General features: G+C 63.2%; 20 protein-coding genes and 1 pseudogene. 13 read left to right on the top strand and 8 right to left on the bottom strand.

The window, feature by feature from the left end; all coding sequences use genetic code 11:
• Positions 1-245: 245 nt before the first annotated feature.
• The 4 genes and pseudogenes from CO656_RS31240 to CO656_RS12155 form a co-directional block, all read right to left on the bottom strand.
• Positions 246-305, bottom strand: a pseudogene (locus CO656_RS31240) (hypothetical protein); the annotation flags it as partial.
• A gap of 8 nt (positions 306-313) precedes the next feature.
• Entirely contained in the window at positions 314-571 is a 258-nt protein-coding gene (locus tag CO656_RS12165; protein ID WP_272938896.1) for an SDR family NAD(P)-dependent oxidoreductase, read from the bottom strand.
• 82 nt (positions 572-653) lie between these two features.
• Positions 654-1,502 (bottom strand): 5-dehydro-4-deoxy-D-glucuronate isomerase, encoded by an 849-nt coding sequence (gene kduI, locus CO656_RS12160; RefSeq protein ID WP_097525928.1) that lies wholly within the window; start codon positions 1,500-1,502, stop codon positions 654-656.
• Positions 1,503-1,594: 92 nt separating this feature from the next.
• On the bottom strand, positions 1,595-2,872 hold the full coding sequence (locus CO656_RS12155; protein WP_097525927.1) for an ABC transporter substrate-binding protein: 1,278 nt from the start codon (positions 2,870-2,872) through the stop codon (positions 1,595-1,597).
• Positions 2,873-3,065: 193 nt separating this feature from the next.
• Between CO656_RS12155 and CO656_RS12150 the strand changes: the two genes are divergently transcribed.
• From CO656_RS12150 to CO656_RS12125, 6 genes are all read left to right on the top strand, one after another.
• Positions 3,066-5,588, top strand: coding sequence for a hypothetical protein (locus CO656_RS12150; protein WP_097525926.1), 2,523 nt, complete (start codon positions 3,066-3,068; stop codon positions 5,586-5,588).
• A 13-nt stretch (positions 5,589-5,601) separates the two neighbouring features.
• Positions 5,602-6,696, top strand: coding sequence for a glycoside hydrolase family 88 protein (locus CO656_RS12145; RefSeq protein WP_179864760.1), 1,095 nt, complete (start codon positions 5,602-5,604; stop codon positions 6,694-6,696).
• Positions 6,690-8,024 carry a glycoside hydrolase family 28 protein gene (locus CO656_RS12140; protein ID WP_097525924.1) on the top strand — a complete coding sequence of 445 codons (1,335 nt, stop codon included), beginning with the start codon at positions 6,690-6,692 and terminating at the stop codon, positions 8,022-8,024. The genes CO656_RS12145 and CO656_RS12140 overlap by 7 nt, the downstream gene beginning before the upstream one ends.
• A 103-nt stretch (positions 8,025-8,127) precedes the next feature.
• Positions 8,128-9,228 carry a sn-glycerol-3-phosphate ABC transporter ATP-binding protein UgpC gene (ugpC, locus tag CO656_RS12135; protein WP_179864759.1) on the top strand — a complete coding sequence of 367 codons (1,101 nt, stop codon included), beginning with the start codon at positions 8,128-8,130 and terminating at the stop codon, positions 9,226-9,228.
• A 2-nt stretch (positions 9,229-9,230) separates the two neighbouring features.
• A complete protein-coding gene (locus CO656_RS12130) occupies positions 9,231-10,220 on the top strand; it encodes a sugar ABC transporter permease (protein ID WP_097525922.1) in 990 nt (329 codons plus the stop codon).
• Between the two features lie 2 nt (positions 10,221-10,222).
• On the top strand, positions 10,223-11,281 hold the full coding sequence (locus tag CO656_RS12125; RefSeq protein WP_097525921.1) for a carbohydrate ABC transporter permease: 1,059 nt from the start codon (positions 10,223-10,225) through the stop codon (positions 11,279-11,281).
• 3 nt (positions 11,282-11,284) lie between these two features.
• Here the strand turns inward: CO656_RS12125 and CO656_RS12120 are convergent, their stop codons facing one another.
• Complete coding sequence (locus CO656_RS12120; RefSeq protein ID WP_097525920.1) at positions 11,285-12,334, bottom strand: LacI family DNA-binding transcriptional regulator; 1,050 nt, start codon at positions 12,332-12,334, stop codon at positions 11,285-11,287.
• 267 nt (positions 12,335-12,601) lie between these two features.
• Here CO656_RS12120 and CO656_RS12115 point away from each other — a divergent pair, with 267 nt between their 5' ends.
• Positions 12,602-12,808 carry a hypothetical protein gene (locus tag CO656_RS12115; RefSeq protein WP_097525984.1) on the top strand — a complete coding sequence of 69 codons (207 nt, stop codon included), beginning with the start codon at positions 12,602-12,604 and terminating at the stop codon, positions 12,806-12,808.
• A gap of 9 nt (positions 12,809-12,817) precedes the next feature.
• On the opposite strand, the gene CO656_RS12110 is transcribed toward CO656_RS12115, so the two are convergent.
• The 3 genes from CO656_RS12110 to CO656_RS29695 all read right to left on the bottom strand — a co-directional run bounded on the left by CO656_RS12110 (position 12,818) and on the right by CO656_RS29695 (position 16,388).
• Positions 12,818-14,812: a cellulose synthase catalytic subunit gene (locus tag CO656_RS12110; protein WP_097525919.1), complete on the bottom strand. Its 1,995-nt coding sequence runs from the start codon at positions 14,810-14,812 to the stop codon at positions 12,818-12,820.
• A complete protein-coding gene (locus CO656_RS12105) occupies positions 14,794-16,026 on the bottom strand; it encodes an efflux RND transporter periplasmic adaptor subunit (RefSeq protein WP_037419575.1) in 1,233 nt (410 codons plus the stop codon). The genes CO656_RS12110 and CO656_RS12105 overlap by 19 nt, the downstream gene beginning before the upstream one ends.
• Positions 16,027-16,166: 140 nt before the next feature.
• Positions 16,167-16,388 carry a hypothetical protein gene (locus tag CO656_RS29695; protein ID WP_144353215.1) on the bottom strand — a complete coding sequence of 74 codons (222 nt, stop codon included), beginning with the start codon at positions 16,386-16,388 and terminating at the stop codon, positions 16,167-16,169.
• Between the two features lie 50 nt (positions 16,389-16,438).
• On the opposite strand from CO656_RS29695, the gene CO656_RS12100 reads away from it, so the two are divergent.
• The 6 genes from CO656_RS12100 (at position 16,439) to CO656_RS12075 (ending at position 23,202) form a co-directional block, all read left to right on the top strand.
• The gene (locus tag CO656_RS12100) at positions 16,439-18,133 is read left to right on the top strand and encodes an EAL domain-containing protein (RefSeq protein WP_097525918.1); all 1,695 of its coding nucleotides are present in this window, start codon (positions 16,439-16,441) and stop codon (positions 18,131-18,133) included.
• A gap of 105 nt (positions 18,134-18,238) precedes the next feature.
• The gene (locus CO656_RS12095; RefSeq protein ID WP_037419567.1) at positions 18,239-18,757 is read left to right on the top strand and encodes a hypothetical protein; all 519 of its coding nucleotides are present in this window, start codon (positions 18,239-18,241) and stop codon (positions 18,755-18,757) included.
• Entirely contained in the window at positions 18,754-19,932 is a 1,179-nt protein-coding gene (locus CO656_RS12090) for a class I SAM-dependent methyltransferase (RefSeq protein ID WP_097525917.1), read from the top strand. Before CO656_RS12095 ends, CO656_RS12090 begins: the two co-directional genes overlap by 4 nt.
• Complete coding sequence (locus CO656_RS12085) at positions 19,929-22,283, top strand: SpoIIE family protein phosphatase (RefSeq protein ID WP_097525916.1); 2,355 nt, start codon at positions 19,929-19,931, stop codon at positions 22,281-22,283. The genes CO656_RS12090 and CO656_RS12085 overlap by 4 nt, the downstream gene beginning before the upstream one ends.
• 4 nt (positions 22,284-22,287) lie before the next feature.
• Positions 22,288-22,848, top strand: coding sequence for an ATP-binding protein (locus tag CO656_RS12080; RefSeq protein ID WP_037419562.1), 561 nt, complete (start codon positions 22,288-22,290; stop codon positions 22,846-22,848).
• Between the two features lie 15 nt (positions 22,849-22,863).
• On the top strand, positions 22,864-23,202 hold the full coding sequence (locus tag CO656_RS12075) for a hypothetical protein (RefSeq protein WP_037419559.1): 339 nt from the start codon (positions 22,864-22,866) through the stop codon (positions 23,200-23,202).
• The last annotated feature ends 11 nt before the right edge of the window (positions 23,203-23,213 follow it).

Below are 23,213 nucleotides of genomic sequence, written 5' to 3'. Positions count from 1 at the left end.
CTGCACTCCCGCAAATAACGCCCGAGGGGCGGTCGGGGAACGGGTGGAACCGGCCGCAACGGAAATTGCACCGCCCGCGGCGATCCCAGCCGAAGCCTCGCATGGGACGCGATCGAAAGGAAGATGGGGCAGGCGGTCGCCGAAGAGGGGCAACTGGTGCCTTCCGAGCTAGCGGGCGAGCCAGCCGCCGTCGACGGCAAGCACTGGAAGGACAAGAGGGAGGCGATGTTGACGATGCGCCCCTTGACGCCGCGTTCGAGCATATGCCGGACGACCGCCTGGGAGAGCACGAAGCCACTCTTCAGATTGATGTTCAGAACGTCGTCCCAGTCCTCTTCGGTGAATTCGGTGAAGTCGGACCGCGAATCTGCCCGGCATTGTTGATCAGGATATCGACCGTTCGTCCGCCGTCGACAAGACTGGCAAACATCTCCGATATACCGCGCGGATTGCGCAGATCGTAGACGACCTCCTCAAACCGCCGACCCAGCGCCTCCACCTTACTCCGGGTCTCGGGCATCTCCTGCGATCCCAGCCCGATGACGTCGGTGCCGGCGGAAGCGAGCGCCACAGCGAGGCCCTGCCCCCAGGCCAGTGTGCGCCGGTGACCAGTGCCCGCTTTCCGATGAGGTCCAAAGGGCCGGCGGCGGCGGTCATCGGATCTCCCCCATCGGCACGAAATCCATGTCCTTGAACGACTTGTTGTCGCCCGCCATGCTCCAGATGAAGGCGTAGGCCGAGGTGCCGGCGCCGCAGTGGACGGACCAGGGCGGCGAGACGACCACCTGTTCGTTTCTGACGATCAGGTGGCCGGTCGCTTCCGGCCGTCCCATGAGATGAATCACGAAGGCGTCCTGCGGCACCTCGAAATAGAGATAGGCCTCCATGCGCCGGTCATGCGTATGCGCCGGCATGGTGTTCCAGACGCTGCCCGGCTCGAGCCGCGTCATGCCCATCAGCAATTGGCAGCTCGGCACGACATCCGGATGAATATATTGGAAGAGCGTTCGCTTGTTCGAGGTCTTGCCGTCGCCGAGATTAAGCTCAATCGCTTCCGACTTGCGGATAGGCCGGGCCGGAAAGGCGGCATGGGCGGGGGCGCTGTTGATATAGAACTTGGCGGGCGCCGAAGGATCGGCGCTTTCGAAAGAGACGTCTCGGGTCCCCATGCCGAGATAGAGCGCGTCCTGGAAGCCGATCTCGAAGACCGCTCCGTCCGCCCGGACGATCCCCGGACCGCCGATATTGATCAGCCCCAACTCGCGCCGCTCAAGCAGGAATTCGCCGCCGACGACGCGTGCCAAGTCCTCGCCGAAGCCGATCGCTTGCCTGTCCGGCATCACGCCGATGAGGAGCAGCCGGTCGTAATGGGTGTAGACCGCGGTCGCGCGCCCGGGCGTAAACAGTTCCTCGATCATGAAGTTCTGCCGCAACTCGCTCCCGGTCATGGCTTCCGACTGCGAGTAGTGAACCGCGTGGCGAACAGTTATCGACGACTGCATGAGGTTCCTCTTCGTTTTGCTTCGAGCGCGAGAGACGACGCGCCCACGGAGCGGGCACGCCGTCCAGCCTGGGAGGCTTATGGGAGTGGCGCTTACTGGGTGGCGCGCGCTTCGTTTATTTTGCGCACGTCGTCCTCCAGCACCTTGTAGGTCTCATCGAGCGACAATTCGCCGACGATCAGCTGGCTCATGCGTTGCACGATCTGCTGGTAGAGCGCCGATCCGCCCTTCTGGCGCTCGAAGTCGCGCGCCGCCTGCGGTACGTTCTTCTTGTTGTCGAGGAACACCGCCATGGCGGATTTGGCGTTCTCGCTCGAAAGCTTGTACTGCGGGTCCTTGATGTCGGCGCCGGTGAGGATCACGTAATTTTCGGCGATTTCCCGCTGGATCTTCTCGGAGCCGAGGAACTCGATGAACTCGGCCACCGCTTCCGGGTGCTTGGTGCGCTTGAAGCCGACGATCGCGGTGGCGCCGGGCATGGCGTAGCATCCGGCCTCGCCGCAAGGCGCATTGATCGCCGTCCAATCGAAGGCGTCGCCGATCTTGGTCTGGAACGGATTGACCATCCAGTTGCCGGCGAGATAGGTCACCACGTTGCCGTTGACGAACTCGTCACCCATGTTCTTGTACTGCGATCCGCCGGCCGCGCCCCACATTTCCTTGGGAAAGCTGCCGTTCTCGGTCCAGGAATAGACGTCGGCGATATATTTCTTGGCTGCTTCGTCCGGGAAGTTGAACTTGCCGTCCTTCACGTAGGTCGAACCGTAGGAGAAGGCGGCACCCGAGAAGCGGTGGCCGGAGCGGTCCATGGTGAAGGGAACCTGCACGCCCGTTGCCTTCGCGACCCGCGCCGAGGCTTCGACGATCTCCTTGAGCGTCGCCTTCGGCCCCGGCAGGGGCTCGCCGGCCTGCTCGAACAGCGTCTTGTTGACGAAGGGCAGGTTGAGCGTCTGCGACGCCACGTAGCCGTTGATGGAATTCGGCTCGTTGATGTTCGGCAGGCGCAGTTGTTCGAGGCTTGCGCCGTGAAGCTTGGCGTAAGCTTCCGGATCCCTCATGTAGGGGCGCATGTCCAGGTAATAGGGAGCGAGCTGCCAATCGGTGATCTTGGCGAGATCGGGGCCCTCACCGACCGCAAGCTGCACCGGCAACTGCTTGGCCACGGCGTCGTAGCCGGACGAGACGAAATTGACCTTCACATCCGGATGGGTGCTCTCGAATTCCCTGCTGAGCTCGGCCATGCGCTGGACGTAGCCCTGATCGTCATCGGTAAACAGGAATGTGATCGTCTTGGTTTCGGCCTGAGCCGAAGCCACGCCGACGAAGCCGGCGATTACAAAGGCGCTGACGCCCGATAAGAGTTTCGACATGCTCATCCTCCCTATGAAAATATTTTCATAAATCGAACCGGAACTCCTCTGCCAAATTCGATTTTCACCTTTTTGCGACTTGACAGCGCAAAGGTCAAGCTGTTTCTTTGCCGGCATATCGCAGGCGGGACGTCCTAACTGGTCAGAACGCCACGTGTGAAAAAATTTTCATACGATCGACGGGAGGCGGTCTATGAAGGAGAATTCCGCAACGCAAGCGCCGTCTCTCGACCCGACCTATGAGGTCCGAAAGGGCGAGACGATCACCGCCTGGATCGTCTCCGAGCTGATCAGCGATGGCTTCCCCGGGACCGCGGCGCCGGCGGAGGATCGCGTCAATTACCGCTTCATCAACGGTTTCGTCGATGTCGGCGACCTGCCCTGCCGCAAGGCTTTCTGGGCCGAGATGGTCGGCCGGACGATCGAACCGGAACGCGACTGGCCGGCAGCGCATCTGAACCTGCCGGGCTCGAACCGCCGCGTCGAATTCACCGGCTTCTGGCATGTGCCGACCCATATCCGCCGGTGGCTGAAGGGCACGTTGCGGACCGATGCCCCGCGCCGGCTCCATCTGAGGCTCCGCACCTGCGGCGGCCTGCGCATCTGGGTGAACGGCGCGGAGCAGGTGCGCTTCGAACCGTTCCGGCGCAATGTCGGGAGCACGACCGACGTAACGCTCGACCTTCAACCGGGCGACAACGAAATCCTGCTTCACGCGGAGGATCTCGCCGAACGGGACACGATCTGGTTCTTCGAGCTCGAGCTTCTGGATGAGGCGCCGCTGACGGTCGTCCTGCCGGTTCCTCTCGACAGCGATGAGGTCAACCGCCTCGCCGCCCTTGTGCGCGACGTCCGGCCCAGCCGCGACGTCTTCGTCGGGTCGGCGCTCGAACTCGTCTTCGACGCCCCGTCCGGAACCGACCTTCCCCTCCTCGTCGAAGTCGTGAGCCATGGCCACGATCGAGCGATCCTGACGCGCGCTGCCACGACGCTCGGCGCAGCCGAGACGCGGCTCTCCATTCCCGAAACCCTCGGCATTCCCGATGGCTATCACAGCGTGCGGCTGACGATCGGATCCGGCGCCGGCACCGTCACCCGGGTCATCGATACCGCCTTCCTCGGCCGGCTTTCGCCAGCCACACGGGCGGGCAGCATCACCGAGCGAAAGCGGGCGGCACTCGATTTCAGTGCCCGTCACGGGGCGGAACGCATCGGCCGGGCGCTTGCCATGGTCGTCTCCGGCAGCGACGACAGGACAACGATCGACCGCCTCATCGCGGTGACGCTGCAGTCGATCGACAGACGCGAGGATTGTTCCGACTTCGTCCTGGTGCCGCTGCTCTGGCTGGTCCGCGCCTACGGGGAGCACCTTGGACCTCAGACCGTCGAGAGAATCCGGGCATCGGTCCTCGCCTACCGCTACTGGGTGGACGAGCCCGGCAATGACGTGATGTGGTTCTGGAGCGAGAACCATGTGCTGTGCTTCCATACGAGCCAGTTGCTCGCCGGAGACTTCCTGCCGGACGCCGTCTTCTCGGCCTCGGGGCGGAGCGGACGTGAGCAGGCGGCGCTCGCCAAGGCACGCCTTCATCGCTGGTTCGACAGCGTCGAGGCGCATGGGCTCGCGGAATGGAACTCGGCGGCCTACTACCCGATCGACTTCATCGGCCTTTTGGCGCTCGAACATTGGGCCGAGCCGGAACTCGCCGGCCGCGCCCGGCGCCAGCTCGACCTGATCTTCGAGATGATCGCGCTGCATACTCTTGCCGGCGTGCCGGCGGGCTCGCAGGGCCGCGCCTACGACAAGGAACTGCGGGCCGGACCGCTGACCGAGCTCGCGCCTTTCGCCGCGGTCGCCTTCGGCGAGGGATGGCTGAACGGCGGCGTCGCGTCGCTGCCGATGTTCTGCTCATCCGCCTATGTCCCGCCGACCGGTCTCGACCGGCTGGCGCGGCTGGAGCCCGGCCGAGCCATCGAGGCCCGCTACGCGCAGGGGCTCGATGCCGGCAAGCTCGTTCTCTTCAAGAACGAGGCGGCGCAGCTATCGACGGTCGTCGACCACAAGACCGGCCAAAAGGGACACCAGCAGCACGTGATGGACATCCGCCTGGCGGGCCACCCGATGGCGCGGCTCTGGGTGAACCACCCGGGCGAGGACGATCCCTGGGGCACGCAGCGGCCCTCCTACTGGGCAGGCAGCGGTATTCTTCCGCGCGTCGCCCAGCACCGCGACCTGGCGCTGATGATCTTCGACACGGAGGATCATCGCAACGGCTGGACGCACGCCTATCTCGGACGGGACGGTTTCGATGAGATCCTCATCGAGGACAACTGGCTGATCGTCCGCTCGGGCGCCGGCTTCGCCGCTCTTTACGCCACCAACGGCCTCACCATGCTTACCAAGGGCGCCACGGCCGGGCGCGAGCTCCGCTCCGAGGGACGCCTCTGCGGCTGGATCGCCGCCATCGGCTGCGGCAGCGGCACTGATCTCGAGCGATTTCGCAAGCGCATTCACTTGACCGAGGTGAGCTTCGACGCCGATCGGCGCCTGCTTTCGGTCGCGCCTCCGGATCGGCCGGCGTTGCGGCTTTCCCATGACGGCGCCTTCTCGCTCGGCGGGAAGCCCCTGACCTTCGGCCACGCGCAGCCGCAGCCCGAGATCACCTTCGACAGTGCGGGTCCCGCCGGTCGGGCGGACCGTCTCTTCTATTCATGAGTGGACCATGCAGATGAATAAGATCAACATCGAGCGATCGATGCTCAAGACGAAGATCGACAAGGTCGCCTCCGCCTTCAGCCGCCTCAAGGGCATCAAGGAAGGCCTCGTCGGCGCGGATCATGCCGGCGGCATCCAGTTCGACGAGTGGGACTGGGAGGTCGGCGTCGGTCTCTACGGCTTCCTGCGCCGCGCAATCGCCACCGGTGATCGCAAGGCGATCGACGATCTCGTCGGCTGGTATGCCTGGCAGATCGAACGCGGCCTGCCGCCGCGCCAGATCAACAGTTCGGCGCCGATGCTGCCGCTGGTCATCCTGACCGAGCATGTCGACCGGCCAGATTTCCGCGCCCTCGTCGAGGACTGGGCCGACTGGCTGGTGCACAAGCTGCCCAAGACCGAGGATGGCGGCTTCCAGCACGTCGTCAAGGAGCGGCTGAACGACGGCGAACTCTGGGACGACACGCTGTTCATGGCCTGCCTGTTCCTCGCCCGCGCCGGGGTGATCTGCGACCGCGCCGACTGGATCGACGAGGCGGTCTACCAGTTCATGGTTCACACCCGCTATCTCTCCGACCCGATCACCGGCCTCTGGTATCACGGCTGGACCTTCAACGGCCGGCACAACTTCGCCAAAGCCTTCTGGGCGCGCGGGAATGCCTGGATCACCGTGGCGATCCCCGAGCTTTTCGAGCTCGTGCCCTCGCTGAACCCCAGCGACAAGCGCTTCCTCTCAAACGTGCTCGCCAGCCAGGTCCGTGCGCTGAAGCGTCATCAACGTGACGACGGCATGTTCCATACGCTTGTGAACGACCCGACCTCGCCTGTCGAGACCTCCGCCACCGCCGGCATAGCCTATGGCCTCCTGCGCGGCATCGAAGCCGGCATCCTGCGGCAGGAAGACCGCGTCCACGCCGATCGCGCCCTGATGGCGGTGCTCGGCCAGATCGACGCGGAAGGCGTCGTCCAGGGCGTCTCCGATGGAACGCCGATGGGCCACGACCTCGACTTCTACCGGCGCATCCCCAACCTGCCGACCCCCTACGGCCAGGCGTTGACCATGCTGCTCTTGATCGACGTGCTTCTCGAGGAGGATACCAAATCGTGACGCCGCAGCTGCTCAGCATCGACGCGACCGGCCGGGATGCGACCGCCGAGATCCAGACGGCAATCGATCAGGTCGCCGCTTGCGGCGGCGGCCGCGTGTCGCTGCTCGCCGGCGAGCACGTGGCGGGCGGGCTGCTCCTGAAGAGCGGCGTCGAACTGCATCTGGCGGAAGGCGTCCTGCTGCGGCCCATTCCTGACTACCACGCCTATCGCGATACGGCCGTTCGCGTCATCGCCGAAAAATCCGACAGGGGCATGATCGTCGCACGCAACGCCGAGAATGTGCGGATCACCGGTCCGGGAAGGATCGAGGCGGGCGGCGAGCATTTCATCACCGGCGACGACCCGGATGTCGGCACCTTCATTCCGGCTGAGTTCCGGCCCCGCGTGGTGGTCTTCGAGGGATGCCGGGCCGTCTGCCTCGACGGGTTCCAGGTCACCGGCTCGCCGATGTGGACCCTGCACCTCGCCGATTGCGACGACGTCGTCATCCGCGCCGTCACGATCACCAACGACCGGCGGCTACCGAACACCGACGGCATCGTTCTCGACGCCTGCCGTCGCGTGCTGATCGAGGGTTGCATCATTTCCACCGCCGACGACGGCATCTGCCTGAAGACGAGTGCCGGGCCGGACGGCAAGGCGATCGGGACCTGCGAGGACGTGACGGTCCGCCGCTGCACCGTCTCGAGCCTGAGCTGCGCGCTCAAGCTCGGGACAGAGTCCTTCGGCGATTTCTGCAATATCGCCTTCGAGGACTGCACTGTCAGCGAGTCCAATCGCGGCCTCGGCCTGTTCTCGCGCGACGGTGGCCACATGCGAAACATCCGTTTTTCGCGGATCGAGGTCGATTGCCACGAAACCCTCGACGGTTTCTGGGGCTCGGGCGAAGCCCTGACGGTGACGGTGGTCGACCGGCGCCCGGCGCGCCGGGCCGGTACCGTCGAAAACCTTCTTGTGGAAGAGATCAGCGGCCGAATGGAGGGAGCGATCAACCTCGTTTCCACCTCCGACGCCGGCATCCGCAATGTCGAGCTCAACCGGATCACGCTTGCGCAGCAGCCCGGACGGCTCGGCACCGGCCTGCGCTACGACCTGCGGCCAACCTTTGCGGACATCGCTCCAGGTGCCGAGGCGGCGGGGCGGGCCAATGCCTGGACGCGCGGCGCCGACGGCCGGATCATCGGGCTCCTCGACTACCCGGGCGGCATGCCCGCGATCTTTCTAAAAGGCGTCGACGGGCTGGTCGCGGAGGACGTGGCGGTGAAGCGTCCTGTGCGTCTGCCGGAAGGCTGGAATGCACAGGATATCGTCGAAGAGACGAGATGACCGAGCGGGATGTCCGCATCCCGCTCGAATTTATCAGACTCGATCACATCCATGATTTCGGGGCGAAGCGACCCGAAGCATGGCGATCTACCGGGAGCAGGCGATGGGAGATCTCAAGCTTACGAACCTCAACAAGGCGTTCGGCACCGTTCACGTCCTGCACGACGTGAACCTTCAGATCGACGATGGCGAATTCGTCGTCTTCGTCGGCCCGTCGGGCTGCGGCAAGTCGACCCTGCTGCGCATCATCGCCGGTCTTGAGGACGTCACCTCCGGCGCGATCGCGATCGGCGGCCGCGATGTCGGGGCGCTCTCGCCGGCCGAACGAAAGATCGCCATGGTCTTCCAGTCCTACGCACTCTATCCGCATATGAGCGTGCGCAAGAATCTCGCCTTCGGCCTCGAGAACCTGAAGTTCAAACGGACCGAGATCGACGCGCGGATCGCCGAGGCGGCCCGCATGCTGGCGATCGAACCCTATCTCGAGCGCCGGCCGAAGCAGCTTTCGGGCGGGCAGCGCCAGCGCGTCGCGATCGGCCGGGCGATCGTCCGCGAACCGGACATCTTTCTCTTCGACGAGCCGCTCTCCAATCTCGATGCGGCGCTGCGCGTCCAGACGCGCGCCGAAATCACCAAGCTGCATCGCGACATGCAGACGACAATGATCTATGTCACCCACGACCAGGTCGAGGCGATGACCATGGCCGACAAGATCGTCGTGCTTCGGGCCGGACGCATCGAGCAGGTCGGATCACCGCTCGAGCTCTTCGATCATCCGTGCAATCTCTTCGTCGCCGGCTTCCTCGGCTCGCCGCGCATGAATATCTTGAAGGGCCGGATCGTGATCGGCGACGATCGCAGCGTCGCCATCGACGTCGGCTACCCGACCCTGCTCAAGAGCGATGTGGAGCCCGCCACCGTCACAGCCGGGCAGGATGTCCTTGCCGGTATCCGGCCGGCGCATTTCACCCTTTCCGACAGCGAAGGCCTGCCTTTCGAGGTGCAATATCACGAGAGCCTCGGGACGGAGACCTATGTCTACGGCAACCTCCAGGGACAGTCGGAGCAGGTCATCGTCCACCGGCCCGGCCACTTCGCCCCGCCGCAAGGTGCCGTTCTGAAGATCATGCCGCAGGATGGCCGCCTGCATGTCTTCGATCCGGCAAGCGAGCTCGCCCTCGGCCGCATCAGCGGGAGGGCCTGACCATGGCGAGAGCAGCAGGACTCGCCGACCGCGGGCTCGACCTCGTCATGGCGCTCTTCGAGGCACCGATCAACGCCGTCGAGCGCGTGATCGGCAAGGCGCGGATGCCCTATCTCTTCCTTGCGCCGAACCTGGTGCTCCTCGGAATCTTCACCTTTCTGCCGATCGCCATCGCCATCGGCTACGCCTTCACCGGCGGTGCCGATCTGCTGATCTCCAACCGGCCCTTCGTCGGCCTCGACAATTTCCGCAAGCTGCTGACCTGCGACAGCTATCTGGTGCCGGGAAGCTGCGAGGAATCGCTCTTCTGGACGGCGATCTGGAACACGCTCTGGTTCGTCGGCTTCAATGTCGCCGCAACGCTTCTGGTCGCCCTCGTTACGGCGCTGATCCTCAACCGGGCAATTGCGGCGCGTGGTTTCTTCCGGGCGATGTTCTTCTATCCGGTTCTCCTGTCGCCCGTGGTCATCGGGCTGATCTGGAAATGGTTCCTCGACCGCAACGGGCTGCTCAACGCCTTCCTGCAGATGCTCGGCGTGCCGCCGGAAATCTTTCTCCTCGACGTCGGCTGGTCGCGCTTCTTCGTTGTCGTCGTCTCGGTCTGGTTCCACATGGGCTTCTATACGCTGATCCTGCTCGCCGGCCTCCAGGCGATCCCCAAGGATCTCTATGAGGCAGCGGCAATCGACGCCGCCACGCCGTCGCGCACCCTGTTCCGCATCACGCTGCCGCTCCTCGGCCCGAACCTGCTCGTCGTGCTGATCCTGCTGATGATCCGTTCGGTGCAGATCTTCGACGAGGCCTGGGTGCTGACCAATGGCGGCGGCCCGGGCACGGCGAACACGTTCATCGTCCAGTACATCTACCAGATGGCGTTTGCCGGCGACCTGAGGCTCTACGGCCTTGCCTCGGCTGCCTCCGTCCTCATGGGGCTGGTGCTTCTGGTGCTCACCCTGGTGCAGTTGCGCCTCGGCAAGAAGGTGGAGTCCTGATCATGTCCGCCAATGTCAGTGCCATCGGCTTTTTCACCCGCACCCGGCGCGCCGGCCGAATCGACATTACCGACATTCTCTCCTGGCTGTGGCTGATCGGCGGGACGCTCGCCGTGCTCGTGCCGGTGCTCTGGGCGGGCATGTCGTCGCTCAAGCCCGAGGCGGAAATCACTCGCTTTCCGCCGACACTGCTGCCGCGCGCGGCCGTGCAGGTGGAGATCAACGGCTTCGACAAGCCCTTGAGCCTCTGGAACGTCTCGGTCGACGGCGAGGTCCGGGAAATGGCGATGGTCCGCCGCATCGGCCTCAAGGCGCAGATGGTCGATCCTGACAATCCGGGTGATCCCGTCAGCGTCGATACGAGGAGCATTTCACCGGTGCAGCGGCTGACGGTCGCGACGGAGAACTATACGGATCCGCTGACCCGCTTCAACTTCCTGACCTTCCTCAAGAATTCAGTCTTCGTCACCTTCGTCGCGACGCTCTTGACGCTGATCGTCAATGCACTCGCCGCCTTCGCGCTCTCGAAATATCGCTTCCGCGGCGACAAGGCGATCTTCGTGCTGATCATCTCGACGCTGATGATCCCCCTCACCGTGGTGATGGTGCCGGCCTATCTCGTCATCGTCGGCGTCGGCCTCGTCGACAGTCTCTGGGGCGTCATCATCCCGACGGTCGCCTCGCCGACCGGGGTGTTCCTGCTGCGGCAATATATGCTGACTATTCCGGACGAGCTGATCGAGGCGGCGCGGGTCGATGCGGCAAGCGAGTTCCGAATCTTCTGGCGCATCGTCCTGCCGCTGACGGCCCCAGCGCTCGCGGTTCTGGCGATCTTCTCGGTGCTCTGGCGGTGGAACGACTTCCTCTGGCCCCTGATCGTCTTGAGCAGCCGCGAGAACTTCACCCTCCAGGTCGGGCTCAACGCCTTCCAGGGCGAGTTCTCGGTGCAATGGCACTATATCCTCGCCATGACCTTCCTGAGCCTCATTCCTGTGACGCTGGTGTTCCTCTTCCTGCAGCGTTACATCACCACCGGCATCGCCGGAACCGGCATGAAGTAGGGACTATTTCGCCGATCTCGGGGGCGGCGCGATGCTGCCCCTCAGGATCAGCCGGCAACCTAGTTCGAGCCGATGCGCCGGGCGCAACGGATCGTTGGCGATCAATTTTTGCTCGAGCAGCGAAAGCGCCGCGGCGCCCAGCCGGTCGGCCGGCATCTGGATGGTGCTGAGCGGCGGCGCGCTGAACTCGCCCGGCACGATGTCGTCGAAACCGAGCACCGACATATCCTCCGGCACCCCGATGCCGGCCCCGGTGAGCGCGTCGAGGCAGCCGAGCGCCAGATTGTCGGCAGCGCAGAAGATCGCCGTGGCGCCCCTGAGTCTGCCATCCGCTCTCAGGAGAGCGCGGATCACCTGCTCGCCATGGCGCGGCTCATAGCTTTCCGCGACCACGACCATGTTCTCCGGGGCCGGCAGGCCGGCCACCAGATGCGCATCGACATAGCCGTCATAGCGCCGGCGGATCGTCGTGCGGCCCTGCCATGTCAGGTGCAGGATGCGGCGGTGGCCGAGCGAGAGCAGATGCTCGGTGCCGAGCCGCGCTCCGAACCGGTTTTCGACCGTGACGGTATCGACCAGCATCGACGGGTCCTCGCCGTTGAGGATGACCATCGGCTTGGCAAGCATCGAAAGCGCCCGGATGAGCTCCGGCCTGTCATCATTGAGCACCAGGATGCCGTCGACATTCTCCTCCTCCGCCGCGGTGCGCACCTCGGCGGGATCGAGGCGGGTGTTGGCGCTGACGAAGGGGACGATGCGGATTCCGCGCCGCTCGCATTCGCGCCGCACACCGTTGAGGATCGTCCAGCTCACCATGTTGAGGTCGCTCTGCGGCGCCGCGTCACTCGTCAGGGCGAGCAGGACGACACGCACTGTGGCGATCGTCGCCTTTTTTCGCCGGCTCTCGAGATAGCCGAGCTTGCGCGCGGATTCGAGCACCCGCTCGCGCACCTCGACGGTCAGCGGCGCCGTGCCGTTCAGCGCGTGCGAGGCCGTGCTGAGCGAGACCCCCGCCTCGCGCGCCACGTCCTTGAGATTGGTTTTCCGTTCCACGATCCGATCCCGTTCCGCTGCTGCAGCGCAATGCCCGGTCCAAGGCAGGCGGGCGAGCCGCCTGTGCATCCACTCAAACCATACCAGCGCGGCAATCCGCAAGCCCTAAGGTCTTGGCGCCAATGCGATGCGCAGCCCGATCCGCCAACGACGCCGATATGCTGCGACGCCCCTTCACGCGACGAAGCCGGACCAGCGCGAAACTTCCGAAGGGTTGACACCCCCACCCGCAAATGAGAACATAGCATGAACAAACCGGAGGCTTCCATGAACCATGCGGAAGAAGTCATCGAGCGCGCAATGGCGGCAGTCGCCGCGGTCCGCAGGCAGCGGGAGCGTGATCAGGAGCGGCGAAGACAGGCATTCGGACGTATCCAGCTCGGACTTCCGCTGCCCACGCTCAAGCACGGCCTGCAGCTTTCACTGGAACTGGACGAAGGGCGGCAGCGCCGTGGCACGGCGGCGGCGAGCTAGGTCCCGTGATTAAGCGGTGCGCGTTCGGCCGAAGGCGCGCAGCATCAGATTTACGGAAACTGCCACCTTGTCGATATCCGGAACCTCCTGGGAATAGTTGCCGGTATAGAGCTTGATGATCATCTTGTCGCGCTCGAAGCCACGCAGATCGAAGTGGAGATGCAGGTAATAGCGCCGCTGGTCACCGGAACGGCTGATGTCGCCGCGCCGCTGGGTCACCTGTTTGAGCTCCGCCTGAAGCGGCGCGAAACCTTCGAGGTTCAACGTAACGCGGGTCGACTTGAACCTTGTTTCGGTGGGAACCGCTACAACTGCCTTATCGAGCGAAAGGCTCACCAGGCGCCCGGCGCTGCCGTCGACATCCGCGGCTTCGTCGAGCTTGAAGGCCTGGAGAAGCCGGCGCGGCTTCTCGAAGCAGATCAGCGAGGCGATCACGAGGACGACGACGTTGAGGCCCGACCAGAGCGCCGCAATCGTCGAGAAGGACCCCTCGATATGTGCCGTCTCCGGAACGATGTTGATCAGTAGCCCTGCCGCCGTGACGACGATGAAGGCTGCGATCCAGGTAAAGGTATAGGCATCGAACTGGTTTTCCTCGTTGCCGCTGCCCTTCGGGGTCACCTTGAAAGGCTTGCCGAACGGCCGCACCAGACTCGAAAGCACCGTCGGCAGCATGCGAAAGGTGGCGAACGTGCCGACGGCGGTGGAGACCAGCGGCAGGTAGCGGGTCGGCGCCAGCCAGAGCATCAGCAGGAAATAGGCGGTCAGCAGCGGTATCTGGTTCGAAACGTAGTCGGCAACATCGGTGAAATAGAGCGGCAGGGCGCCGAACCAGAGATAGACGATCGGTACGAGAAGCACGGCGAAACGGACCAGATATTGCACCAGCCAGGACATCGGCAGGAACATGATGCGCTGGAAGAGCGAGAGGCCCGGCCCACGCAGGGGACCGTTATGCAGGTAGAGCGTCTGGATTCCGCCCTGGCACCAGCGTTCGCGCTGGACGAAGTAGCCGGTGAGGTTCTCAGCCGCGAGGCCCATCGACAGCCGTTCGCTGAGATAGCGGGTCTTGTAGCCCTTGTTGAGCATCGAAAGCGTCGTCAGCAGATCTTCGGTGATCGACTCGGTCGGGAAGCCGCCGATCATATCGACCGCCGTGCGGCGCGCGATCGAACAGGAACCACAGCAGAAACTCACGTCCCAGCCGTCCCGGCTCGGCGCGATCTCGTCGAAAAACAGTCGCTGTTCATCCGGCCATATATTTTCGAGACCAAGGTTCGATTGCACCGGATCGACGTTGAAGAAATGCTGCGGCGTCTGCACGATGCCGATGGTCTCGTCCAAAAAGAATGGCAATGTCCGCCGCAGAAAGCGGCGATAGGGGACGAAGTCCGCATCGAAGACGGCAATGAAGTCGCCGGAGCTGACCCGCAAGCCATTGTTCATGTTGCCGGCCTTGGCATGGGCGTTGTCGTTGCGCGTCACGTGAATGGCGCCCCGCCCTTCGCAAAAGGTCCTGAGCCAATCGCGCCGCCCGTCGTCGAGCACATAGACCGCGAGCTTGTCTTTCGGATAGTCAAGCGCCAGCGCACCGACAATCGTTCGTTCCAGCACGTCGAGCGGTTCGTTGTAGGTGGGAATGAAGATGTCGACGCTTGGCAGCTCGCTCTCCGGCCGCGCGAAGAACGGCCGCGCAAGCTCGTCCGCCTCGACGCTGCGGTCGATATAGCGGCTCATCAGGATGAGGAACAGCACGACCTCGGAAAAGGCGAGCAGCTCGACGATGAACACGAACCAGACCCAATAGAAATTGGCGCCGTCATTCGGATAGGGGAGAACCGTTTCGGTGAAACGCCAGATCATGTAGCGCAATGCCACGGCCGCGACGAACGCACAGGTAATCGCCCTCGCCCGGCTTTGATGACGCGACCAATTGGATGGCCCGAGCAGGAAGAAGGCGATGACCAACAAGGTCGGCGCGAGCGCTAGAAGAGATTGAACCACAGGCTTTCAAACCACCGCGTCAGACGGATGTTGCGTTTGGAGAACCGCACCTGCGCCGTGCGTCCCACCTGGCAAAAATTGGCAAAATCGGTGTTGAGCGCCGACGGCGTCAGCGCGACGCGGATCCGTGCACTGCGCTCTTCGGTTTCCGGCTCGTTGGCGGCAAGCGAGTCTTTTTCCACGACCGCGGAACTGCCCTTGACGGCCTGTACCTTGCCCTTGAAGACATCACCGCGGCCGAACAACCGGACCTCCGCTTCGCGGCCGGGATAGATCTCGTCGTAGTCAACCTCCGGTACGAGAATATCGACGAACAATTCGCGGCAGTCGAGAATGCGCATCATCTCGTTGTTCAGAACGACGTTGGAACCGCTGACAACGTTCCTGCTCCAGACGACACCGCTGAACGGAGAAGGAACGGTTGCCGACTCAAGGCTTCGGACGCGCTTCTCCTCCTCAGTCATCTGCTGCGCCGCCTGACTTGCCCGCGTCTCATTCTCGGCAATGCGGGTGTCGAGATCGTTGATGCGAACGATCACCTCGTCCTGGCGCTGCCGTGAATAGGGCACGTCGTTCTGACCGTCTCCCAGGACAAAAATGCCCTGTCGGACTGCCTCGAGGCGTTGCTGCAGCAAATCGACAGTCAGGTTGCTGATCTCGACCTCGCCTCCCGTTGCTGCGCCGGCGGCCTCGGCCGCCTCCACCATCTTGCGCGTGAATATCCCCTTCGACTCCAGCTCCTGGCGACGATCGAGGTCGACTTTCGCCACCACGTCCTGAGCACGCGATACCTCGACGCGCTTCTGCAGAATTTCGAGCTCCCGCTCCAGGCTGGCGATGGTCGCGCTCTGAAAGACACCCATCCGCTGGCCGAGTTCGTCTCGCAGCAGGGCGAGCGCGTCGCGCTCGCGACGCAGTGCCGTGACACGCTCGACCGCCGTGCCATGCTCGGCGCGAAGCGACGCAAGAATGGCGCGGTTGACGCGATCGTTGCGGATGACGGCGAGGGATTCGCCTTCCGTGACAGGCGTGCCGATCCTCGGCGGAGGCTTGGAAATCTCGCCATCGATGGGCGCATTGATGATCGCGAAGCGGGCGTTGACCGTGCCGTCCAGGCTGGTATAGCCGGTCAAGTCGGGGAGCAGCACGGCAATGGCGACCGCCAGGAGCAGAATGCCGACCGAAACACGCGTAACACGATGGTTCAGGATCACCTTGGCCGCCCTTACTCAATGCCCAGACCAGTTCCCACGCAGCCGGTACGCTCCATCGGTCGACTTAGGCGCACGTCGCCGGCACGATTTCGGCTGCTGTCACTCGTCAGCATTTAGCGTCATTCAGCGTTGAACAACCCTCAAAAATTGCAGGTTTTGGTAGTGAGAACATAAAAAAACCAATGTTTGGCCGCGCAAGCTCGACGTTTCCGACCGATGCCGCCGGCGCAAGCACCTTCAGAAAACGGTGGCTCGTCGAGCACGCGGCATTGACCAGGAAAATGACCGCGATAATTTCTGAACGAAGGGTTGCATCGAGTGACAGGATTGCGTTCGGTCAGGGCAATATCGTCGTCGGCCACCAGAGCGGCACCATTCACGCGAGTGCAGTGGAAAGGGAACGGAGGCCAGCATGCCTGACGCGGATGCGACGAAGTCTGCCTCATCTTCCGTCGAGAGCGACTTCCTAGCCCACACCGACGAGCTCATCTCCTTTTACGACGATAGCTTCCAGCTCCTCGATTGCTCGATGCCGCAACGGAACGCCTCCTCGGTCGACTCCCTGGTTGAGGCGACCCTGTGGCATGTCTATCCCGAGCTCCTGGCGCCGAGGCCTAAGGCCGCGGTCGATTTCGTCGTCACGAACGGTATTCCGCGCAGCGTCGAGATTACCGATGCCAAGGGCCGCGTCCACCGCACCCTGGTCGTCTTTCGTACCGATCGCGGCATTGGTGTCGTGGAAGCGAAAAGCGACTCCACCTGCCGCGAGACCTCCAGCCCGAGCGAAAGCGATCGCGCGCTGCTGCTCCACCAGGCGACCCACGATGTTCTGACCGGACTGCCCAACCGCCGGCAGTTCAGTGACCAATTGCGGGATGCCCTGCCGGTGCCAAGCGGCGCGAAACTGGCGCTCATGCAGATCGACCTCGACGACTTCAAACCCATCAACGACACGCTCGGGCACGGCGCCGGGGACACGGTCCTGAAGATGGCGGCGGAACGGATCAAGGGCGTGCTCGGAGATCGTGAGCGTGCCTATCGGCTGGCCGGCGATGAGTTCGCCGTCATCCAGTGGAAACTGGAGCAGCCGAGGGAGGCCGAGCGGCTCGCCGAGGCGATCGTCAACGCTTTCAGGGAGCCGTTCGCCGTCGACGGCATCAACCTGTTCGTTGGAGCGAGCGTCGGCATCGCGATCGCCCCGGCGGACGGAAACGAAATCGAACAGTTGATGAAGGCCGCCGACATCGCGCTCTATGCGGCGAAGAAAGATGGCCGCGGCCGGGCAAGGACATTCACGCGATCGATGCTGATCGTGCTCGAACAGCGCGAAATGCTGCGCCGCAGTCTGCGCACCGCCCTCCAGGAGGGGCAGTTCTTCATCGAATTCCAGCCCTTTGTGAAGCCGCGCGCCTCTGTCGTCGGCTTCGAGGCGCTTTTGCGGTGGCGGCATCCGCTGGTCGGCATCATCCCGCCGAGCGTCTTCATTCCAATGGCGGAAGCCGATGGCCTGATGAGCGAGATCGGCCAGTGGATGCTGGAGCAGGCCTGCCGGGCCGCCATGACCTGGCCATCCTATTTCACCGTCGCGGTCAACCTGTCGCCGGCGGAATTCCTCCACGAGGGCCTCACCGATCGCGTCGCCCAGATCCTCGATCTGACCGGAATCCGCGCCGACCGCCTCGAACTGGAAATCACCGAGTCGGTGCTGCTCGAGCGCACCATCAACAATCTCGATACGCTCAACACCTTGAGTCTGCTTGGCGTTCAGATTTCTCTCGATGATTTCGGCACCTACTACTCCTCGCTGAGCTATCTGAAGAACTTCCCCTTCGACACGATCAAGATCGATCAGTATTTCATCAAGGATCTTGAGCACGATGAGAAGAGCCAGACGATCGTCCGGTCGATCATCGCGCTCGCCCACGGCCTTGGCATGGACGTGACGGCCGAGGGCGTGGAAACGGAAGGCCAGGCCGCCTGGCTTCAGAAGGAGGGCTGCGACCGGCTGCAGGGCTATTTCCTCGGCTTCCCGCTCCCTGCAGCGGCTATCGGCGATTTCCTGCGCAAGTCGGGGGCGATCCCCCTGGCAGGCGCTCTCAGGACCTGACGGGGCTCGACGCAACCTGGAGTATTCTGGCGATCGACGCCCGTCCGTTATAGTCATGGGAGAGTGAGCGAATCAGGATTCGCTCATGCAGTCGGAGAAAGCAGCATGAACGCGGCCCACAGGCAGCCAACGGAAACGAAGTTCGAGCCCCTGCTTCAGTTCGAGATGGAGATGGGGACCTTCCTGTCCGATTGGCACCATTGCGATCAGTTGTCGACCTACATGGCACGGATGATCAGCCACAACCGTACCGACCCGCTGCGACATTCGAACTTCTTCTCCTCCGCGCTCAACGAACTCCTGGAAGTGTCGTTTCGCGGCGGCTCGCCGGAGGGCCGCATCGGCTGCGCCGTCTATCGGCAAGGCCCGAAGGAGCGTGTGAAACTCTCCTTTCCGTGCCCGCCGGGCCAGCGGCAGTTCTTCCGCGAGGCGGTCGCCAGAACTAACGGGAACGACGCATACGCCCGTTATCTGGACGCTCTTTCAACCGATCTCGCACCAAGCCGGGAGGTGGTGCTCCTGGACCTGGCGATCAATTTCGATGCCGAGATTCGTCTCGAGGAACAGGACCCGCCGTCGATTACCATCGTTGTGGATCTCCCCCTTGAAGGAATTGTCAGTTGAGTACGGCAATGCTCGCAGCGCCCTTCCAGGCAGAATTCGATGCCAACAGCCAGGAGTTCTCCTTTGCCGGCGTCGTCCGGCCGCGCTCGGTCGACGAGATTGCTCAAAGCATTTCGATGTTCAGGAACGCCATCGAAGAGGCCCGCGGCGTCCTTTACATCAATGTGAAGCGCCTCGCGCAGATGAACAATACGGCCTTCCACGCCTTTTCGCGCGTGGTTCTGGACGCCTGCCGCACGCGCTCGGACATCCGCTTCGTCGTCGTCACCTCGAGCGTCGTCGGCTGGACCGAACGGATGTTCCGCCATCTCGGCAAGATCGAGCCGCAGATCAGCGTCGAGGTCTATGATTCGAAATTCTATCCGGGCCAGGCCTTCGTCGAAGACACCAGCTTCATTCCGATCCTGCGCACGCAAACCAAGATGACGTGGCGCCACGAGCGCAAGATCCTGCCGCGGCACGGCATGCGCCCGGGGATCACCATGGCCGACATCTGCTGCGGCATCGGCGACTTCGCGGTGCTGGTGCGCAAGGAGTTCCAGCCGGCACGTATCGTGGCACTCGACCACTCGAAGGCAAGCCTCGCCTATGCCCGCGACGTGGCGTCGAATTTCGGCATCTCGGATATCGAATATTCCTATGGCGACGCGTCCGAAATGCTGCTCGAGGACAACCAGTTCGACCTGGTGACCTGTCGCCATTCGCTGCAGATCTTCAATCAACCGGACCTCCTGCTGAAGGAGCTCTACCGAATCTGCAAGCCGGGCGGACGCGTCTACATCACCAATGAGAAGAATTCGCACTGCCTCGGCGAACCGCGGGCGCAGAGCATCCAGTGGACCTATAACGAGGTCGCCAAGCTGTTCGCCCATTTCGAGATGGACGTGGAGCTCGGACCGAAGAGCCGCCGCTATCTCGCCGATGCCGGCTTCGACGACATTCTCGTCGAGTCCTTCATGGTCACCAACCAGGACGGCGACCCGCAGGACTTCGCCGACATCATCACCGCTTGGGAGAACGTCTATGCCGGCGAGATGGCCGTGAAGCGCGGCGATCCTCCGGAGTTCATCGAGCGCTTCCGCCAGGGCTTCCGCGACCATATCTTTGCGGCCCTCCATCCGAAGGGCTACGCTGGCTGGCCGATCTGGGCAGCATCAGGGCGCAAGCCGCTATGAACCAGTTCAAAATCAGCCGCTTCGGTTTGCGTTCGTTCCGCGCCAAATTCATCCTCGTGGTCGGCGGCGCTGTGCTGTTCGACCTGCTCGTCACCGGGGGACTTGCGCTCTTCAACGTGCAGCGCCTGTCGCGCGATGCGACGACCGAGGTCGGTCAGGGCCTGGAGAAGGCCAATCAGGACTATATTCGTTCCTATGCGGAAACGACTGCCGCACGCGTCAACCTGCTTCTTAACCAGGTTCATTCCGACGTCGGCACGCTCGCCGGCGTGCTCCAGGCGCAGATCGACCGCCCGGTCAGAAAGTCGCAGATCGGCGAGGCGATGTCCCGCGGCGCCCCCGGCGCCGTGACGGTCACCTATGATGCGAAAGGCGGATGGGCCCAGAACCTGCCGGGGCCGCTGTCGGTCGTCAGCGTCTGGGGATACCTGCTCGACGCCAACCACGTCCCCCTGCCCGAGGTGCAGACGGATATCGAAAACAGCGCCGTCCTCGACCTGGTCGCTCCGAGCCTCCTCGCCAACGGTCAATCGAAGCTGCAGATGTATTATATCGGCCCGAAGGAGCGGCCGATCTTCCGCACGGCCCCTTATACGGAACAGGCCCAGACCTTCGACCGGCTGTATCCTGGCCATAACCAGGCCGAGTTCTGGCCGTTTTTCTTCCCGGGCCTCTACGAATCGTGGGAGCAATGGGCAAAGAACCCCGCATCCCGGCCGGTGAACAGCGACATCACCCAGACGGCGCCCTATACGGATGCGATCACCGGCAAGCTGATCGTCAGCTTCTTCCAGCCGCTCTGGTCACGCGACCGCGACCAAGTCGCGGGTGCCGCCGGCGCCGATATTACCCTCGACCAGCTGGCGGAGATCGTCGAGAACGTTCGGGTCGCCGACAACGGCTTCGGCTTCCTCACCATGTCGGACGGCAATGTCGTCGCCATCAATCCGGTCGGCGAAAAGGTGATCGGCCTTCAGTCGTCGAGCGACACCAGCAGCCAGGGGGTGACCGGTCTCGATCGCTCGTTGCGCAACAGCGCGCAAGCCGCGATCGCCAAGCTGCCGCTGAACCAGGATGGCCTGCTGCAGCACGTCCTGCTCGACGAGAACGGCGAGAAGGTGCCCTATCTCGTCGTTCTGAAACAGCTGCAGCCGACCAATCTCTGGTTTTCCGGCCCCGTCCGGCGCGAATCCATGCTGCTCGGCATTGTCGTGCCCGAGCGGGAGATCTACGCCTCGCTCTTCGCCGCGCAGGCCGGCATCACCGAAGCGACCAACCGGATCCTGATCTATCAGGTCCTGGCGCTGCTCGTGTCGCTGCTCTTCGTCACCTCGGCGGTGTTCGCCATATCGAAGCGCATCACCGGCGGCATCAGCGCGCTCGCCGACGCGGCCCGGCGCATCCAGACCAAGGACTATTCCGTCCGGGTCGATATTTCGACGCGCGACGAGGTCGGCGAAGCGGGTGCCGCCTTCAACCGCATGGCCGAGCAGATCAGCTACCACACCGAGAACCTGGAGCAGCTCGTCGAGGACCGGACGAAAGAAATCGAAGAGGCGAACCTGCAGATCTCGGCGCTGAATGAGCAATTGCGGAGCGAGAACGTGCGCCTGAGCGCCGAACTCGACGTCGCCCGCCGCATCCAGTTGATGGTGCTGCCGAGGGCTGGCGAGCTCGAGGAGATTTCCGGCCTGGAAATTGCCGCCTATATGCGCCCTGCCGACGAAGTGGGTGGCGACTACTACGATGTCCTGAGGGACGGAGAGCGGCTGAAGATCGGCATCGGCGACGTGACCGGCCACGGCCTGGAAAGCGGCGTGCTGATGCTGATGGTTCAATCAGTGGCGCGGGCTTTGCAGGAGGCCGGCGACATGGATCCGGCGCTATTCCTCAATCGGGTGAACCGCGCCCTCTACAAGAACATCGTCAGAACCAACGCCAACAAGCACCTCTCGCTTGCCTTCCTGGACTACGACGGCAAAAGCCTGATGCTGTCGGGCCAGCATGAGGAACTCATCGTGGTGCGCAACACCGGCAGCGTCGAGCGAATCGACACGCTCGATCTCGGCCTGCCGATCGGCCTCGAGCCCGATATTTCGCCCTTCGTGGCGACGCAGGAGATCGCCTTTTCACAGGGCGACATGATCATTCTTCACACCGATGGCGTGACCGAGGCCGAGGGACTGAACGGAGAGCTCTTCGGCATCGAGCGGCTTTGCGAGAGCGCGCGTTGCCGCCACGGCCAGAGCGCCGAGGACGTCAAAGCAGGGATTATCGAGGATCTGATGACGCATATCGGCGCACAGAAGATCCACGACGATATAACAGTCGTAGTGATGAGACACAGGTAAGCGGATGACGACCTTATATGGAATGGCAGACCTCGCCATCGGTACGGGCGAAAACGTGACAACGCTTCGCCTGTTCGAAGGCCCGCTCGACTTGAGCTGGAAGCACTGCGCTATGACCTCGGATTTCGTCGCCGAGTTCGTCGCCTTGCGCTATCGGACATCCCGCAACCTCTACAAGGAGGTGCGCCACAATGTCGGCTATCTGACGAACGAGCTCATCGAGAATGCGGTGAAGTTCCGGGCCTCGGGGGAAATCGTCGTCGAGGCTGCGGTGGCGTCCAATGCCTTTCGCGCCAAGGTCTCCAATTTTGTCGACAAGGACACGGCGCAGCGGTTTCAGCATCTGCTGTCCGAGATCACCACGGGAGATCCGGGCGAGCTTCTGATCAAACGGATTGAAGAGAATGCATCGGGGGATAGCCCGAGCGGCTCCGGACTTGGCCTTCTGACGCTCATGAGCGATTATGGCGCTCATTTCGCCTGGGTCTTCGGAACCGGCGAAAAGGGGAGCCGTATCCCGCTGGAGACCTATGCATCGATTACAGTCCCCGAACCCTCGAATTGATGGGCAACGAAAAACATGGAAATCAAGGAAGAAGAGTATCGCGTTTGGTCGGAGGGCAAGGACATATACTTCGACGGCACCATGCGGCTGCCGAGCACGGAGGCCTACGCCCCTATATATTCCTTGGTGATGAGCATTCTCGAAACCGAGCCGGACCGCCTGACGGTCGACGTCACCGGCTTGCAGTTTCTCAATTCGTCCGGCATCAACCTGCTTGCCAAGCTGACGATCGAGGCCCGCAAGCGGCCGAACATCCAGTTCACCGTGCGCGGGAGTTCGGAGTTTCCCTGGCAGTCGAAATCCCTGCCGAACCTCAAGAAATTGCACCCCGGCATTGACCTCCGGCTCGGCTGAAACCGGGCAGC

The sequence above is a fragment of the Sinorhizobium sp. FG01 genome (genome assembly GCF_002531875.1).
GTDB classification, from domain to species: Bacteria; Pseudomonadota; Alphaproteobacteria; order Rhizobiales; family Rhizobiaceae; genus Sinorhizobium; species Sinorhizobium fredii_C.
Note: the sequence above shows the minus strand (reverse complement) of the source record. Positions and strands in the feature narration are given on the sequence as shown.

What these genes read in the sequence shown, in the direction of transcription:
- CO656_RS12100 (WP_097525918.1), top strand. Translation starts at nt 16,439, where the DNA reads ATGCCTGACGCGGATGCGACGAAGTCTGCCTCATCTTCCGTCGAGAGC.
- CO656_RS12125 (WP_097525921.1), top strand. Translation starts at nt 10,223, where the DNA reads ATGTCCGCCAATGTCAGTGCCATCGGCTTTTTCACCCGCACCCGGCGC.
- CO656_RS12145 (WP_179864760.1), top strand. Translation starts at nt 5,602, where the DNA reads ATGAATAAGATCAACATCGAGCGATCGATGCTCAAGACGAAGATCGAC.
- CO656_RS12085 (WP_097525916.1), top strand. Translation starts at nt 19,929, where the DNA reads ATGAACCAGTTCAAAATCAGCCGCTTCGGTTTGCGTTCGTTCCGCGCC.
- kduI (WP_097525928.1), bottom strand. Translation starts at nt 1,502, where the DNA reads ATGCAGTCGTCGATAACTGTTCGCCACGCGGTTCACTACTCGCAGTCG.
- CO656_RS12115 (WP_097525984.1), top strand. Translation starts at nt 12,602, where the DNA reads ATGAACCATGCGGAAGAAGTCATCGAGCGCGCAATGGCGGCAGTCGCC.
- CO656_RS12080 (WP_037419562.1), top strand. Translation starts at nt 22,288, where the DNA reads ATGACGACCTTATATGGAATGGCAGACCTCGCCATCGGTACGGGCGAA.
- ugpC (WP_179864759.1), top strand. Translation starts at nt 8,128, where the DNA reads ATGGGAGATCTCAAGCTTACGAACCTCAACAAGGCGTTCGGCACCGTT.
- CO656_RS12130 (WP_097525922.1), top strand. Translation starts at nt 9,231, where the DNA reads ATGGCGAGAGCAGCAGGACTCGCCGACCGCGGGCTCGACCTCGTCATG.
- CO656_RS12095 (WP_037419567.1), top strand. Translation starts at nt 18,239, where the DNA reads ATGAACGCGGCCCACAGGCAGCCAACGGAAACGAAGTTCGAGCCCCTG.
- CO656_RS12075 (WP_037419559.1), top strand. Translation starts at nt 22,864, where the DNA reads ATGGAAATCAAGGAAGAAGAGTATCGCGTTTGGTCGGAGGGCAAGGAC.
- CO656_RS12155 (WP_097525927.1), bottom strand. Translation starts at nt 2,872, where the DNA reads ATGTCGAAACTCTTATCGGGCGTCAGCGCCTTTGTAATCGCCGGCTTC.
- CO656_RS12150 (WP_097525926.1), top strand. Translation starts at nt 3,066, where the DNA reads ATGAAGGAGAATTCCGCAACGCAAGCGCCGTCTCTCGACCCGACCTAT.